13 protein-coding genes are annotated in these 16,156 nt (G+C 67.4%); 3 read left to right on the top strand and 10 right to left on the bottom strand.

Going from position 1 to position 16,156, the window contains the following annotated elements; genetic code table 11:
• The first annotated feature begins 64 nt into the window (after positions 1 to 64).
• The gene (locus JTE92_RS18825) at positions 65 to 1,120 is read left to right on the top strand and encodes a bifunctional UDP-4-keto-pentose/UDP-xylose synthase (RefSeq protein ID WP_063238642.1); all 1,056 of its coding nucleotides are present in this window, start codon (positions 65 to 67) and stop codon (positions 1,118 to 1,120) included.
• 25 nt (positions 1,121 to 1,145) lie between these two features.
• Here JTE92_RS18825 and JTE92_RS18820 read toward each other — a convergent pair whose 3' ends face one another.
• From JTE92_RS18820 to JTE92_RS18775, 10 genes are all read right to left on the bottom strand, one after another.
• Positions 1,146 to 2,225 carry an alpha/beta fold hydrolase gene (locus JTE92_RS18820; protein WP_063238641.1) on the bottom strand — a complete coding sequence of 360 codons (1,080 nt, stop codon included), beginning with the start codon at positions 2,223 to 2,225 and terminating at the stop codon, positions 1,146 to 1,148.
• 278 nt (positions 2,226 to 2,503) lie between these two features.
• A complete protein-coding gene (locus JTE92_RS18815) occupies positions 2,504 to 2,911 on the bottom strand; it encodes a hypothetical protein (RefSeq protein ID WP_063238640.1) in 408 nt (135 codons plus the stop codon).
• 428 nt (positions 2,912 to 3,339) lie between these two features.
• On the bottom strand, positions 3,340 to 5,241 hold the full coding sequence (locus JTE92_RS18810) for a potassium transporter Kup (protein WP_063238639.1): 1,902 nt from the start codon (positions 5,239 to 5,241) through the stop codon (positions 3,340 to 3,342).
• A gap of 317 nt (positions 5,242 to 5,558) precedes the next feature.
• Positions 5,559 to 6,296 (bottom strand): ABC transporter ATP-binding protein, encoded by a 738-nt coding sequence (locus JTE92_RS18805; protein ID WP_063238638.1) that lies wholly within the window; start codon positions 6,294 to 6,296, stop codon positions 5,559 to 5,561.
• Positions 6,293 to 7,054 (bottom strand): ABC transporter ATP-binding protein, encoded by a 762-nt coding sequence (locus JTE92_RS18800; protein ID WP_063238637.1) that lies wholly within the window; start codon positions 7,052 to 7,054, stop codon positions 6,293 to 6,295. Before JTE92_RS18800 ends, JTE92_RS18805 begins: the two co-directional genes overlap by 4 nt.
• Positions 7,051 to 8,139, bottom strand: coding sequence for a branched-chain amino acid ABC transporter permease (locus tag JTE92_RS18795; RefSeq protein WP_063238636.1), 1,089 nt, complete (start codon positions 8,137 to 8,139; stop codon positions 7,051 to 7,053). Before JTE92_RS18795 ends, JTE92_RS18800 begins: the two co-directional genes overlap by 4 nt.
• 1 nt (position 8,140) lies before the next feature.
• Entirely contained in the window at positions 8,141 to 9,007 is an 867-nt protein-coding gene (locus tag JTE92_RS18790) for a branched-chain amino acid ABC transporter permease (protein ID WP_063238635.1), read from the bottom strand.
• Positions 9,008 to 9,263: 256 nt separating this feature from the next.
• A complete protein-coding gene (locus JTE92_RS18785) occupies positions 9,264 to 10,457 on the bottom strand; it encodes an ABC transporter substrate-binding protein (RefSeq protein ID WP_063238634.1) in 1,194 nt (397 codons plus the stop codon).
• A 121-nt stretch (positions 10,458 to 10,578) separates the two neighbouring features.
• The gene (locus JTE92_RS18780; RefSeq protein WP_063238633.1) at positions 10,579 to 11,415 is read right to left on the bottom strand and encodes an alpha/beta fold hydrolase; all 837 of its coding nucleotides are present in this window, start codon (positions 11,413 to 11,415) and stop codon (positions 10,579 to 10,581) included.
• A 4-nt stretch (positions 11,416 to 11,419) separates the two neighbouring features.
• Complete coding sequence (locus JTE92_RS18775; RefSeq protein WP_063238632.1) at positions 11,420 to 13,045, bottom strand: benzoate-CoA ligase family protein; 1,626 nt, start codon at positions 13,043 to 13,045, stop codon at positions 11,420 to 11,422.
• 321 nt (positions 13,046 to 13,366) lie between these two features.
• Between JTE92_RS18775 and JTE92_RS18770 the strand changes: the two genes are divergently transcribed.
• Entirely contained in the window at positions 13,367 to 14,329 is a 963-nt protein-coding gene (locus JTE92_RS18770) for a helix-turn-helix transcriptional regulator (protein ID WP_063238721.1), read from the top strand.
• A 124-nt stretch (positions 14,330 to 14,453) separates the two neighbouring features.
• A complete protein-coding gene (boxC, locus tag JTE92_RS18765) occupies positions 14,454 to 16,154 on the top strand; it encodes a 2,3-epoxybenzoyl-CoA dihydrolase (protein WP_063238631.1) in 1,701 nt (566 codons plus the stop codon).
• The last annotated feature ends 2 nt before the right edge of the window (positions 16,155 to 16,156 follow it).

The raw sequence follows: 16,156 nt of genomic DNA, 5'->3' as shown, positions 1-16,156 counted from the left end.
TGCTGCCGGTGTTTCGTGCCGCGCGAGCGCGGCACGCCTTCTTTTCGATGCGATCGTCAACACAATGCAAGGCAAGAAAGTACTGATTCTCGGCGTCAACGGCTTCATCGGCCATCACCTGACGCGCCGCATCCTGGAAACCACGCCGTGGGAGGTCTACGGCATGGACATGAACGCGGACCGCCTCGGCGACCTCGTCGACCACCCGCGCATGCACTTCTTCGAAGGCGACATCACCATCAACAAGGAGTGGATCGAGTACAACATCCGCAAGTGCGACGTGGTGCTGCCGCTGGTCGCCATCGCCACGCCGGCCACCTACGTGCGCCAGCCGCTGCGCGTGTTCGAGCTGGATTTCGAGGCCAACCTGCCGATCGTGCGCGCCGCGGTCAAGTACGGCAAGCACCTGGTGTTCCCGTCGACCTCGGAGGTCTACGGCATGTGCGCCGACGAGGAGTTCGACCCCGAAGCCTCGCCGCTGGTCTACGGCCCGATCAACAAGCCGCGCTGGATCTATGCGTGCTCCAAGCAGCTGATGGACCGCGTGATCCACGCCTACGGCATGGAGCAGGGCCTCCACTACACGCTGTTCCGGCCCTTCAACTGGATTGGCGCGGGCCTGGACTCGATCTTCGAATCGAAGGAAGGATCGTCGCGCGTGGTGACGCAGTTCCTCGGCCATATCGTGCGCGGCGAGCCGATCAGGCTGGTCGACGGCGGCGCGCAGAAGCGTGCGTTCGCCGATATCTCGGACGGCATCGGCGCGCTGATGCGCATCATCGAGAACCCCGACGGCATCGCCAGCGGCAAGATCTTCAATATCGGCAATCCGGCCAATATCCATTCGGTGCGAGAGCTGGCGGAGATGATGCTGGAGATGGCCGCGGACTATCCCGAATACGCCGGGGAGGCGCGCAAGACGCAGATCGTCGAAACCTCGTCGGGCGACTTCTACGGCAAGGGCTACCAGGACGTGCAGCACCGCGTGCCGAAGATCGGCAACACCATCGAAGAGCTGGGCTGGAAGCCCGAGGTCACGATGGAACAGTCGCTGCGCCGCATCTTCGAGGCGTATCGCGGACACGTATCCGACGCGCGCACGCTGGTGAACCAGTCGTAGGCACAGGCTCGCGGCAAGGGCGGCCTTACGCGTCAGCGCGGTCGAAGCCCGCCTTGCGCGCCAGCACGATGGCCTGCGCGCGGTTCTCCACTTCCAGCTTGGCGAAGATGCTGGTGATGTGGTTGCGCACGGTCTTCTCGCACAGGTCCAGGCGCGCGGCGATCTGGGCGTTGTCGCGGCCCTGCGCGATCAGCTCGACGATATCGCGCTCGCGCCGCGTCAGTGCGGTGAAGGCGGGATCGCGCACCGGCGCCGCGGCCGGCAGGAAAGCACGCACCTCGTCGAGCCAGCGGCGCCAGGCCGGCTCGGTATCGAGCAGCAGGTGGTTGCCGCTTTCCAGCGGCACGAAGCGTGCGCCGGGAATTTCGCTGGCGATCAGGCGGCCCTCGTCGAACGGCACGCGCGCGTCGCGCACTGCATGCAGCACCAGCGTCGGACACGTGACCTTGGGCAGCAGTGCGACCACGTCGATGTCGTTGAACACGCGCATGAAGCGCGCGGCATTCAGCGGCGACGTGGAGACGCGCTCCAGCTCGTTGAACCACGCATGCTGCTCTGCCGTGCCGCCCGGAATGAACTGGGTCGTGAAGAACTGGCGGAACGCGGGATTTTCCTGGCCCCAGCCGAGTTCGGCGAGCTTGTTCATCAGCTCGGCTTCCTCGCGCAGCCTTGGGCTCAGGTTGTCGCGCTTGAGCCGCCCGCGCGCATAGCCGCCGTGCAGGATCAGGTGGCTGACGCGCCCGGGGTGCGCCACGGCGTAGGCGACGGCAATCGATGCGCCCTGCGAGATACCCAGCAGCGGGAAATGCTCCACACCGTTGGCATCGACGATGGTTTCCAGGTCGCGCAGCCAGGCGTCGAAGGACAGGTCTTCGACATCCCGGTCGGAGAGCCCGCAGCCGCGTTCGTCATAGCGGATCAGCGTATGGTGCGCCGACAGGGCCGTGATCATGTGGCTCCACACCGGGCTGCCCACATCGAACTCGAGGTGGCTCATCCAGTTGGCCGCCTTGACCAGCGGCGCGCCGCTGCCGGTGACGGCGTAGGCAAGGCGGACGCCATCCCGGCTGGTGCACAGGCGAATCTGCTGCTTGAACATCGGCATGTCGGGCCGCGCGGTGCTGGGACGGCCCTGCCGGCAGCGCGGCCCTCAGGCCTTGCCTGCCAGGCGGGCGCGCCGCGTGACTTCACTAGTGTAGGAAAGGATCGGTGCGACCTTGCAGGGGATTGCGCCGGCGCTCACGGCGCTGCGCGAATGCGGCGGCCCGGCATGAAACCGGGCCGGTGGTCAGGGATGAGCGTGCGCCGGCATTGGGCATGCGCGTGTCATGACGCACATGCGGGCGCACATGCACTGGCATGTTGCCTCACCGAGGCACGCGCTTACGCATGGCTGAGGCATTCGCCACTGTCGCGCGAGCCGCTGCGCGCGCCGTCGCTGTAGCCGTCGCGCGAACTGATGCGAGCCCCTTCCGTGAACGGGTCGAACTCTCCCATGCGCGCGCCGTCGGTATATGGATCGGGCCTGCGCATGGCGTCCCGGTACGGATCAAAGCCACGGACCGCGCACACGGACATGCCCTGGCGCGCCACCACGGGCAGCATCGAGGCCTCGGTCGCGGGCCCGTGCGCGCCGTCGGTGAAGGCGTCGCGCTGTCCGTGGCGGGCATGCGCGGCAGTCCGCATGGCTTCGTCACTCACTGCTGCGTGAGCCGCCGGGCTCACGCCGGCAGCCAGTGCGGCGGCGAGCGTGGTGACGGTGAGCAGGGTCTTGGCAAACTTCTGATGCATGGCTATCTCCAACCGGGGATGCCGGCAGCGTGGCCGCTGCGGTCCCTCATGCAGGCGATCACCAACGAAAGCACAGGCCGCACGGGATCGCCTTTGCCGTGCGGGCAGATTGCCTGGCGCCGGCGAGACCATTGCTGCAACGATCGCATGGCACGGCTCCTCGAGGAGGCGGACCGCCACGAAGGGGTCCTGTGACAGGTTGAGGGTTGCATTGTCCGGCGCGAGGGCCGGCGCGCGCATGAGGCCGTGGTCCCGGGCCGGCTGCTGCGACGCCCGGGATTCCGGGACCAGCGCCCCGGGGACGCGCCGGCGGGTGGCGCATGGCTGGCGTGCACCGCGTCCGCGCCGGCCGCATGAAACAAAAAGCCCCGGAACACGCCTTGCGGCGCCATCCCGGGGCTTGCAGCGGCGGGCACGGCCCGCCCGCTTCAGATCTCGACCTTGGTGCCCAGCTCCACCACCCGGTTGGCCGGGATCTGGAAGAAGTCTGACGGCTTGGCGCCGTTCTGATGCATCCAGGCAAACAAGCTCTCGCGCCACATCGGCATGCCCGGCAGCTTGGACGGGATCACCGATTCGCGCGCGATGAAGAACGAGGTCTCCATCAGCTCGAAATGCATGCCGAGCTTGCGGTCGGCCAGGTCCAGCACCTTCTGCACGTCCGGCGTTTCCTTGAAGCCGTATTCCGACTTCAGGATAAAGACGCCGCCGCCCAGGTCCTTGCAGCTGAGGCGATGATCGTCGTCGACATACGGGACGTCGCGCGTGATGAAGTGCAGGAACACCACGCGCTCGTGCAGCACGCGGTTGTGCTTGAGGTTGTGCAGCAGCGACACCGGCACCGAATCGGTATTGCCGGTCAGGAACACCGCGGTGCCCTCGACGCGGTGCGGCGGGTGCGCCAGCAGGCCGGCGATGAACGGCTCCAGCGGGATGCCGTCTTCCAGGCTGCGCGCGCGCAGCAGCTTGCGGCCGCTGTACCAGGTCATCAGCATGAAGAAGGCCATGCTGCCCAGCAGCAGCGGGAACCAGCCGCCTTCGGCAACCTTGAGCAGGTTGGCGGCAAAGAACGACAGGTCGACCAGCAGGAAGGCCGAGCCGACCAGCACCACCAGCGCCGTGTTCCACTTCCACGCGTTGCGCATGCACACCGCCGCCAGGATGCTGGTGATGACCATGGTCGTGGTCACGGCGATGCCGTAGGCCGCCGCCAGGTTCTCCGACTTCTTGAACGAGATCACCACGCCGAACACCAGCACCAGCAGCAGCCAGTTGACCACCGGCAGGTAGATCTGGCCGATCTCCGCGGCCGAGGTGTAGCGCACGCGCATGCGCGGCACGAAGCCCAGCTGGATCGCCTGGCTGGTCAGCGAGAAGGCGCCGGAAATAACCGCCTGCGAGGCGATCACCGTGGCGCAGGTGGCCAGCAGCACCATCGGGATCCGCAGCAGCTCCGGCACCATCAGGTAGAACGGGTTCTCGGCACCGGCGGGATTGTGCAGCAGCATCGCGCCCTGGCCGAAGTAATTCAGCATCAGGCACGGCATCACCAGGACGAACCAGCCGATGCGGATCGGGCGCGCGCCGAAATGGCCCATGTCGACGTACAGCGCCTCGGCCCCGGTCAGCACCAGGAACACCGAGCCCAGCACGATAAAGGCCTGCAGCGCGTGCTCGACCAGGAAGGTGATGCCGTACAGCGGATTGACCGCCTTGAGGATTTCCGGCGCCTGGACCAGGTTGAACACGCCCAGCGCGCCCAGCGTCAGGAACCACGCCGTCATGATCGGCCCGAACAGCTTGCCCACCGCCGCGGTGCCATGGCGCTGGATCAGGAAGAGCCCCGCCAGGATGGCCAGCGTGATCGGTATCACGAATCGCGACAACTGCGGCGCGGCGATCTCCAGCCCTTCCACGGCCGACAGCACCGAGATCGCCGGCGTGATGACCGCATCGCCATAGAACATGCAGGCGCCGAAGATGCCCAGCATCATCAGGATCCTGGCCTTGGCCGAGCGCTGCGCCACGGTGCGCAGCACCAGCGCCATCAGCGCCAGCACCCCGCCCTCGCCGTCGTTGTCGGCGCGCATGATGAACACCACGTACTTGATCGAGACCACGATGATCATGGCCCAGAACAGCATCGAGATGACGCCGAGCACGGCGTCGGTACTGAAGGCGATGCCGTGCTCCTTGCTGAAGCACTCCTTGAGCGCGTACAGCGGGCTGGTGCCGATGTCGCCAAAGACGACGCCGACCGCGCCGAGCACCAGGGCACGCGTGCTCGGACTCTCGACGAAATAATGGCTGGTTGTGGACTGGGTAGTCATGAGATTGGGTCTGCCCGGCCGGCTCGCCGGCAGTTTTGTTGGCTCTGGCAGTCGCCACCCGGCGCACGGGCACGGACTGCTGCGCCGTTTTCCGGCGCTTTTAGCGTTCTATTGCATTGCACAAACCCGCGCAATTCTAGATGAACTGCCCGCTAACGACCACTCCGGACAATTCGGGTGCCGTTTTCGCGACTCAGCAAGCATGGGAGGGAAGTGGCCGGTGGTCAAGGCCCGGTAAGCAAAACTGCATGCCCCTGCGCCCGCAAGGGTCGTTGCGGCAGGGCAACATTGTGGCCTATGCGGCACCCACGAAGGACTCAGACGCCGAGATAGCGATCCAGCGCTTCCGGCTTGCCGGCCAGGTCGACCGCCGGACCGGCCAGCACCACCCGGCCCTTCTCCAGCACCACGGCGCGGTCGGCGTGCGCCAGCACAAAGCGGAAGTTGCGGTCGACCACCACCGAAGCGATCCCTGTGGCACGCACCGTGGCGATGACTTCCCAGATCTCGCGCACGATGCGCGGGGCCAGCCCTTCGGTGGCTTCGTCCAGCACCAGGCAGTCGGGATTGGTCATCAGCGCGCGGCCGATCGACAGCATCTGCTGCTCGCCGCCGGACAACTGCTGGCCGCCGTGCGACAGGCGCTCCTTCAGGCGCGGGAACAGGTCGAGCACGCGCGCCTCGTCCCAGTCGTTGCGGCCGTTGCAGCCCTTGCGCGCGGCCATCAGCAGGTTTTCCCGCACCGACAGGCTGGGGAAGATGCCCCGCCCTTCCGGCACGTAGGCGACGCCCAGGCGCGCCACCTCGTACGGCTGCGCACGCGACATGTCGCGGCCGGCCACCCGGATCTGCCCCTGGCGCTGGCGCACGTGACCCAGCAGCGTGCGCAACAGCGTGCTCTTGCCCATGCCGTTGCGGCCCAGCAGGCCCACGGTCTCGCCCACGCCGACGGTGAAATCGATGCCGCGCAGCACATGGCTGGAGCCGTACCAGGCATTGATGCCGGTGGCTTCGATCATCGGTGTGCTGGTGCGTGTGCTAGTGGGCGTACTCATGCGGCCTCGCTTTCTTCCTCGCCCAGGTAGGCAAGCTGGACTTCGCGGTTGGCCCGGATCGCCTCGGGCGTGCCGGTGGCGATCACCGCGCCGTTGACCATCACGGTGATGCGGTCGGCAACCGAGAACACCGCGTCCATGTCGTGTTCGACCAGCAGGATGGCATGGCCCTCGCGCAGGCCGCGCAGCAGCCCGAGCATGCGTGTCGATTCCTCCGCGCCCATGCCGGCGAGCGGCTCGTCGAGCAGCAGCGCCACCGGCTGCGTCGCCAGGCACATCGCCACCTCGAGCTGGCGCTTCTGGCCATGCGCCAGGTCGCTGGCGAGCCGGTCCGCCAGCGGCGCCAGGCCGGCGCGCTCCATGGCCTCGTCGGCCAGCGTGGCGCTGGTGCGGCAGCCCTGCGCGCTTTCCCACAGGCGCCAGGCACGCTGCGCGCGCGACTGCGCCGCCAGCCGGCAGTTCTCGCGCACGGTCAGCGGCAGGAAGATGTTGTTGCGCTGGTAGCTGCGCCCCACGCCGTGCCGCGCCAGCCGCGGCTGCGACCAGCCGGTGACCTCCTCGCCCTTCAGGAACAGGCGCCCGGACGTGGGCGGCAGTTCGCACGACAGCATGTTGATCAGCGTGGACTTGCCTGCGCCGTTGGTGCCGATCACGGCATGGATCTCGTGCAGCGCCAGCGACAGGTCGACGCCGGCCACGGCGGTCAGGCCGCCAAAGCGGCGCGTGAGCTGCTGCGCCTGCAGTACCGGCGTATTCATGCGGCCTCCGTATTGCGCGCGCTGCCGTCACCGGCCTCGCCGGCCTGGGTCCCGTGCCCGCCGTTGTGGCGCCCGGCCTTGCCGCGGCGCCCATGCCGCAGCACCGCGGGCAGGCTGACCAGCCCGCGCGGCAGCAGCGCGACGGCAACGATGATGAAGCCGCCCATCGCCAGTTGCCAGTGCTTGGTCAGCGTGCTGAACCATTCGGCCAGCAGCACGAACGAAAACGCGCCCAGCACCGCCCCGGCCAGGCTGCCGACACCGCCCAGGATCACCATCAGCATGGCGTTGCCCGACTGGTGCCACGACGCGATCTCCGGATTGACGAAGCCGAACTGGATCGCATAGAGGAAGCCGGCCAGCCCCGCCAGCACCCCGCCGGCGACAAAGGCGCCAAGCTGGTAGCGGTAGGTGGCATAGCCGGCGGCGCGCATGCGCTGCTCGTTATGGCGGATGCCCACCAGCGCATGGCCGAAGCGCGAGCGCAGCACCAGCGCCAGCAGCGCGACCGTGGCCACCAGGCCCGCCCACACCAGCCAGTAGAAGTGCATGGGGTCGGTGACGGTCAGCAACTGCTCGCCCGGCACCGGGAATTCCGGGCGGAAATAGATATAAGTGCCGTCGCTGCCGCCGGCAACATTGGTGTCATGGAAGACGAAGTACACCATCTGCGCGAAGGCCAGCGTGACCATGATGAAATACACGCCGCGCGTGCGCAGCACCAGCGCGCCCACCACCAGCGCCAGCCCTGCCGAGGCGGCCAGCGCGCCGGCCAGCAGCAGCCAGCCGTTGCCCGGCCCGGATTGCGGCGCGAGCATCGCGGTGGCGTAGGCCGCCATGGCGAAGTACGCGGCATGCCCCAGGCTGACCAGCCCGGTATAGCCGATCAGCAGCTGCAGCGACAGCGCGAAGATCGCCATGATCATCACCTTGCTGAGCAGCTCGATATAGAACTTGTGGCTGTCCGCGGTCAGCAGCAGCGGCAGCACGGCCAGCACGGAGAAGGCCACCAGCCAGCCCAGCGCGGCAAGCAGTGCGGCATTGCCGCGGGAATGCCGGCGCGCCGGCAATGTCGTCGGATTCATGTCAGCCCGCCTTGAACAGCCCCTGCGGCTTCCACAGCAGGATCACCGCCATCAGCAGGTAGATCAGCACGCCGGCCGCCTCCTGCCAGAACACCTTGCCAAAGGTATCGACGAAGCCCAGCAGCAGCGACGCCACCAGCGCGCCCTTGACCGAGCCGATACCGCCGATCACCACCACCACGAAGCACACGATCAGCACCTGCCCGCCCATGCCCGGATACACCGACGACACCGGCGCCGAGATCATCCCCGCCAGCACCGCCAGCGCCACGCCCAGCGCGAACACGAAGCGGTACAGCACGGTGATGTTGATGCCGAGCGACTGCACCATCTCGCGGTTGGTCGCGCCGGCGCGGATCATCATGCCCAGCCGCGTGCGCCGGATCACGTAGTACATGGCCGCGGCCACCGCCAGGCACACCGCCGAGATAAAGAGCCGGTACACCGGGTAGGTCATGTCGTTGCCGATCGGCAGCGCGCCGTCGAGCAGCGCCGGCACCTGCACGCCGTGCACATCGTCGCCGACCAGGATGCTGCGCAGCTCTTCGAACACCAGGATCAGCCCGTAGGTCATCAGCACCTGCTGCAGGTGGTCGCGCTCGTACAGGTAGCTGAAGAAGGCCCACTCGAGCACGTAGCCGAACACCACCGCCAGCACGATGCCGAGCGGGATGGCGATAAACAGGTTGCCGGTCAGCCCGGCGAGCGTGAAGGCAAGGTACGCGCCCAGCATGTAGAAGCTGCCGTGCGCCAGGTTGATCACGCCCATGATGCCGAAGATCAGCGTCAGGCCGCTGGCGACCAGGAACAGCAGCAGGCCGTACTGCACGCTGTTCAGGCACTGGATAAGGAAGGAGACGATGTCCATGCGGGCACTTCTGCAGACTACGACAGGGAAGACGGTTTGGGGTGCGCCAAAGCCGCCCGGACTTGCCTGAGCAAGGTGTTCTCCCTCTCCCCGCACGGGAAGAGGGTTGGGGTGAGGGGTGGTTTAGCTAGGTACCAGATCAAGCGGAGCCTTCGGTTTTGAACCGATGGGCGTCAGCCCTTGACCCGCATGCCCTCACCCCCGGCCCCTCTCCCGCGAGCGGGAGAGGGGAGCAAACCCGCGGGCATTGATGCCCTTACAACCTGCACCCGCGCGCCGGATCAGCCAGCGCCTTGACCGCCACCGTGCTGACCTTGTTCTCGCGCCCGTCCACCTTGCGCAGGTAGAAATCCTGCACCGGGTTGTGCGCCTTCGACAGCGTAAAGGCACCGCGCGGGCTGTCGATCTTGGCCGCGCCCATGGCCTTGTACAGGTCGGCCTTGCGCGTCATGTCGCCCTTGACCGCATTGGCGCCGGCCGCGAGCAGCTGTGCCGCGTCATAGCCCTGCACCGCATAGACGTCAGGCTGCAGCTTGAAGGTCTTGGCGTAGTCCAGCCGGAAATTCTTGTCGCGCGCATTGGTCAGGCCGTCGGCATAGTGCAGCGTGGTCTCCAGCCCCTGCGCGGCATTGCCCTGCGCTTCCAGCGTGCCGTCGGTCAGAAAGCCCGAGCCATACAGCGGGATCTTGTCCTTCAGTCCTGCCCCGGCCCAGTCCTTGACGAACTTGACCGCACCGCCGCCGGCAAAGAACACGAACACCGCATCCGGCTTGAGCGAAGCCACCTCGGTGATCAGCGCCTGGAATTCGACATTGGGGAACGGCAGGCTCAGTTCCTTCACCACCTTGCCGCCCTTGGCCTCGAAGGCTTCCTTGAAGCCCTTGACCGACTGCTCGCCGGCCGCGTACTTCCACGTCAGCGTCACCACCTTCTTGAGCCCGCGCTCGGCCAGCACCTGGCCCATCGCATAGCCCGGCTGCCAGTTCGAGAACGACGTGCGGAAGATGTTCGGGCCGCACAGCGGACCGGTGGCTTCGTCGACGCCGGCGTTGGGGATGATCAGCAGCGTGTTGTTTTCCTTGGCGACCTTGACGATGCCCATCTGCACGCCCGAATGCACCGTGCCGACCACCACGTCGACCTGGTCGCGCTTGACCAGCTTGGTGGCGTTTTCCGGGGCCTTGGCGGGGTCGGACTCATCGTCGACCTTGAAGTACTCGATGTCGCGTCCACCGAGCTTGCCGCCCTGCTGCTGCACATACATGCGGAAGCCGTTCTCGATGGCGGTGCCGAGCGCCGCATAGGTGCCGGTGTACGGCAGCATGAAGCCGACCTTGATCTTGCCGCCAGGTGCTGTCTGGGCAGGCTGGGCCGAGGCGCCGGCCATGGCAAACACGGTGGCGACGGCAAGGCAGGCAGGCGCGAGCCTGCGCGGTGTGAAGCGACGCATGAATGTCTCCTGGTGGTCAAGCCGGCGGCTTACCGGACCGTTGCCGGTCCCCCTGCCGCTGCCGTGGCCTGCGACGGCGCATGCTGCGCCGCGGACCCTGCGGAGCGGGCGGGAAGCCCAATTATTTTAGGTATGAAGTATGTGTGTTTATATGCCGAACCGCGGCCTGCGTCAACGCCTCAGGCTGGTCGCGATGTGGCGAATGGCCGCATCGCGCGAGTTTAAGCAAGGTGGTTTGCGGGGCATATCGATGGATACCCTCGATCTGCGCCATGGTGCCGTACTCGTCGTCTTCGCCCTGCACCGCGAGCCCCGGACATTTCAATCCGGACAACAGCGGGCGCAGGTCCCACTGGCGAAAATCCGGGTCGAGCCAGATATCGTTCCAGCCCCAGAAGGCGGATTCGACGTCGTCATGATGTCGCCCCAGCCGCTCGCGCAGGTCGGTGTCGAGATAGACCTGGCGCGTGGCGGCGATGTTGCGCACCGACAGGTCCTCCACCACGATATGCGGCGCCAGCACGGTGATGCCATCGAGCGCCTGCGGAAAGCTGGCGGCATAGATCAGCGCGATGGAACCGCCATCGCTATGCCCCATCAGCCAGGGCACGCCATGCTTGCGGCCGGGGCCGATGTCGAGCGCATCGAACAATGCCGGCAACGCCTCGCGCGCCTGGCGGTGCATGAAATCGGGGCGCCATTTCTCGGCATGCGGACGCGGCGTGGAACGGCCGTAGCCGTAGCGTGAGAACACCAGCCCGCGATAGTCGCCGGCTTCGCAGAAATGGCGCGGGAAATCGCGCCACATGCTGACCGAGCCCAGGCCTTCGTGCAGGAAGACCACCAGCGGTCGCTGCGTGCGCTCGGGACGCAGCCACTGGTATTCGATCTGGATACGGCGTTCGTCGAAGGGAATTTCCACCAGGCTGGCCGGCATCGGTGTCTTGTCGTCTTGCATCGCTTCAGGAAAGAGTTGTCGGGGACTGGCGCGCGGCTTCTTCGCGCTGGCGCAGCCGGAACCGCTGGATCTTGCCGGTGGCGGTCTTGGGCAGTTCCGGCACGCATTCGATCTGGCGCGGGTACTTGTACGGCGCCAGCCGCGACTTGATGAATGCCTGCAGCTCCGCGGCCATGCCGTCATGCCATGGCTGGCCCGGCCGCAGCACGACGAAGGCCTTGGGCTTGACCAGCTCGTCGGCATCGGCCACGCCGATCACCGCGGCTTCCAGCACGGCCGGATGCAGCGCCAGCGCGGCCTCGACCTCGAATGGCGAGACGTAGATGCCGCCGACCTTGAGCATGTCGTCGCTGCGCCCGGCATAGGTGTAGTAACCGTCGGCATCGCGCAGGTACTTGTCGCCGCTGCGCGTCCATTCGCCGACGAAGGTGTCGCGCGTCTTGTCGCGATTGCACCAGTACATCAGCGCCGCGCTCGGACCCTTGATGTAGAGGTCGCCGATTTCGCCGGGCGCACACGGTTCGCCGCGCTCGTCCAGCAACTTCAGTTCGTAGCCGGGGACGGCCATGCCCGTCGTGCCGTAGCGCACCTCGCCGGGCCGGTTCGACAGGAAGATATGCAGCATCTCGGTGGAGCCGATACCGTCCAGGACGTCGCAGCCGAAATGTGCCAGGAAACGCTCGCCCATATCGCGCGGCAACGCCTCGCCGGCGGAGGTGCACACGCGCAGCGCCACCTCGTCGCGCGCCGGCAGGTCGGGCGCGGCGAGCATGCCCGCGAACAGCGTCGGCACGCCGCAGAACACCGTCGGCCGCTGTTCGCGCAGGCGCCGGAACACCGCCGTCGGCGTGGGCCGTTCGGCCATCAGCACGGTGGTCGCGCCGACCGACATCGGAAAGGTCAGCGCATTGCCCAGCCCGTAGGCAAAGAACAGCTTGGCGGCGGAAAACACGACGTCGTCCTCGCGGATGCCAAGCACCTGGCGGGCATAGAGGTCGGCGGTATGGAACAGGTTGCCGTGGGTATGCACCGTGCCCTTGGGGCGGCCGGTCGAGCCCGACGAATAGAGCCAGAACGCCATGTCATCCGGACCGGTGCGTGCGACCGGTGCGGGCGAACGGGTGCGCGCCAGCATCGCGCCCACGCCGCATGCCGGCGCCGCATCGCCGTGCGGAGCGGCCTGGATCACCGTCGGCGCCAGCCCGCTCTTGTCGATCGCGGCCTGCATCACGGGCAACAGCGGCGTCGATACCACCACCGCGCGGGCGCCGCTGTGCGCGAGCATGTAGGCATAGTCGTCCGCGGTCAGCAGCGTGTTGACCGCTACCGGCACCACGCCCGCGAGCAGGCAGCCGAGGAACACCGTGGGGAAATCGACGGTATCGAGCGCGCACAGCAGCAGCCGCTCTTCCTGCCGGAACCCCGCCTCGCGCAGCGCGCCGGCAAAGCGGCGGGCGCGGGCATCGAGTTCGGCGTAGGTCAGCGAAGTGGCGTCGTCGACATAGGCGAGCTTGTCGCCCCGTCCTGCATCGAGGTTGCGCGAAAGCAGGTCTTCGGCGGCGTTATAGCGCGGCGGCAGCACCGCGACGGCGCCGGTGTCGGCAGTCGCGGCGGTATTGGGGGGCGTCATGTCTCCACTCCTTGGTGTCGCATGCCGCGCGCTGCCTGGACCGGCAACTGCGCGCCAGGCGCCAGGCCAGTCGCTGTTATCGCGATGTCCGGATCACGTTGCATTCCGGCCTCCGCTTTGCGATGCATTTTATTTCATATCAACTATTATGCAAGCAAGGGAATGCACTATAAGACAGGGCCTTGGCGGTTGCCTTAGCGGTTGTCGCCGAACGGGGAGCCCGCAGCGTCACAAGACACAGCAACCCTGCTCGTATAATGCGCCCTTGCTTTTTTTGCCAGGCGGCCCAGGCGCCGCCCGGCCAACATGACCCTCGACACCATGCGCCGCGACCCAGCCCCGCTGCCTGCCATCGATTCCGACGCCCGCCCAGCGCGCGAAGCGTCCGCGCCGGCCGCCAACGGCGAGCGCGACCCCTACCTGACGCAACTGGGCGACCGCATCCGCTCGCTGCGCGCGTCGCGCGGCATGTCGCGCAAGGACCTGGCGCGCGGCGCCGGCGTGTCCGAGCGCTATCTGGCCAACCTCGAAACCGGCACCGGCAATGCCTCGGTGCTGCTGCTGCGCCAGGTGGCCGGCGCGCTCGACGTGCCGCTGCCGGTGGTGCTGGCCGAGGTGGACGGCCCGAACGGCTTGAACGGCCAGCAGGCGACGGAGTTCGCGCAGATGCTCCAATGGCTGGCGCAACTGCCGTCCGCGGACCTGGCGCGCGTGCGCGAAGCCTGCCGCCACGCGCTGGCACCTGAAGAATCCGGTGACGCGCGCCACCGCCGCATCGCGCTGATCGGCCTGCGCGGCGCCGGCAAGTCCACGCTGGGCCGCGCGCTGGCGGCCGCGCGCGACGTGCCGTTCGTCGAACTGAACACCGTGATCGAGCAGGAAGCCGGCGCCAGCCTGTCCGAAATCCATTCGCTGTACGGCCAGGCCGCGTACCGCCGCTACGAGATGCGGGCGCTGGAACGCACGCTGCGCGAGAACGAGCGCATGGTGCTCGCTACGCCTGGCAGCCTGGTGTCGGAGCCGGCCACCTTCAACCTGCTGCTGGCGCAGTGCTACACCATCTGGGTGCGCACCTCGCCGGAAGAGCACATGGCCCGCGTGGTGGCCCAGGGCGACATGCGCCCGATGGAAGGCAACCGCGAGGCCATGGCCGACCTGCGCCGCATCCTGCAGGCGCGCACGCCGCTGTACGCCCGCGCCGATATCTCGATCGACACCAGCGGCCTGGATGCCGCGACCTCGCTGCAACAGCTGCGCGCACAACTGCAGGCCGCCGGGGTCTGACCGGCTTTCAAAGCCCCAACCCCGCTCCATGCCGCGCGGGGCAATCAGGCATTGCGTCGCGCCTTCCTCTGCACTATATTTCATCAAAAGCCGCAAGGCACTATAGTGCATCAAGGAGACAGCCATGTCCGCGCCGGCAACCGCCCCCCTTCAGCCTGCCGCCCAGGCAGAAGCCCCCGCTCCCGTCACGTTCGAGCGCCATCCCGACCAGTACCGCCACTGGAAGCTCAGCTTCAACGGCCCCGTCGCCACGCTGGCGATGGACGTCGACGAGGAAGCCGGCCTGCGCCCCGGCTACGCGCTCAAGCTGAATTCCTATGACCTCGGCGTCGATATCGAACTGCACGACGCGCTGCAGCGCATCCGCTTCGAGCATCCCGAAGTGCGCACCGTGGTGCTGACCAGCGCGCGCGAGCGCATCTTCTGCTCCGGCGCCAATATCTTCATGCTGGGCCAGTCGTCACACGCGTGGAAGGTCAATTTCTGCAAGTTCACCAACGAGACCCGCAATGCCATCGAGGATGCCAGCGAGCACTCCGGGCTGAAGTTCATCGCCGCCTGCAATGGCACCACCGCCGGCGGCGGCTACGAGCTGGCGCTGGCCTGCGACGAGATCGTGCTGGTCGACGACCGCTCGTCCGCGGTCAGCCTGCCCGAAGTGCCGCTGCTGGGCGTGCTGCCTGGCACCGGCGGCCTGACCCGGGTGACCGACAAGCGCAAGGTCCGGCGCGACCATGCCGATATCTTCTGCACCACTACCGAGGGCGTGCGCGGCCAGCGCGCCCGGGACTGGAAACTGGTCGATGAAGTGGTCAAGCCGGCGCGCTTCGCCGAATACGTCGCCGAGCGCGCCGCGGCGCTGGCCGCCGCCAGCGACCGCCCGCAGGGCCACCACGGCATCACGCTGACGCCGCTGTCGCGCACGGTCGAGCCCGACGGCTACCGCTACGAGACCGTGCGCGTGCACATCGATCCCGCGGCACGCAAGGCCACGCTCATCGTGTTCGGCCCCGACAAGCACCAGCCCGCCGACCTCGCCGGCGTGGTCGCGGCCGGCGCGCAATGGTGGCCGCTGAAGATGGCGCGCGAGCTCGACGATGCCATCCTGACGCTGCGCACCAACCATCTCGACATCGGCATCTGGGTGCTGAAGACCGACGGCGACCCGGCGCAGGTGCTGGCCGCCGACGCGCTGCTGGAAGCCAATGCCGGCCACTGGTTCGTGCGCGAGACCATCGGCATGCTGCGCCGTACGCTGGCGCGGCTGGACGTGTCGTCGCGCAGCCTGATCGCGCTGATCGAGCAGGATTCGTGCTTTGCCGGCACGCTGCTCGAACTGGCGCTGGCGGCCGACCGCAGCTACATGCTGCACCTGCCCGACGCCCCCGACGACGCGCCGCGCATCTTCGTGTCCGCGGTCAATTTCGGCCGCTACCCGATGCCGAACGGGCAAACCCGGCTGGCCGCGCGCTTCTATGGCGACGAGACCGCACTGACCGCGGTGCGCGAACACATCGGCGCGCCGCTCGACGCGCTCAGCGCCGACTCGCTCGGACTGATCACCGCCGCGCCCGACGATATCGACTGGGAGGACGAGATCCGCATCGCGCTGGAAGAGCGCGCCAGCCTGTCGCCCGACGCACTGACCGGGATGGAAGCGAACCTGCGCTTCGGCGGCGCCGAGAACATGGCAACGCGCATCTTCGGCCGCCTGACCGCGTGGCAGAACTGGATCTTCCAGCGGCCCAACGCCGTCGGCGAGAACGGCGCGCTGAAGGTGTTCGGCACCGGCAACAAGGCGCGCTTCGACTGGGACCGGGTCTGACG

It is taken from the genome of Cupriavidus oxalaticus (genome assembly GCF_016894385.1).
In the GTDB taxonomy this organism is placed as follows: Bacteria; Pseudomonadota; Gammaproteobacteria; order Burkholderiales; family Burkholderiaceae; genus Cupriavidus; species Cupriavidus oxalaticus.
The sequence above is the reverse complement of the archived record's forward strand: the minus strand, read 5'-3'. Positions and strand labels throughout refer to the sequence as shown.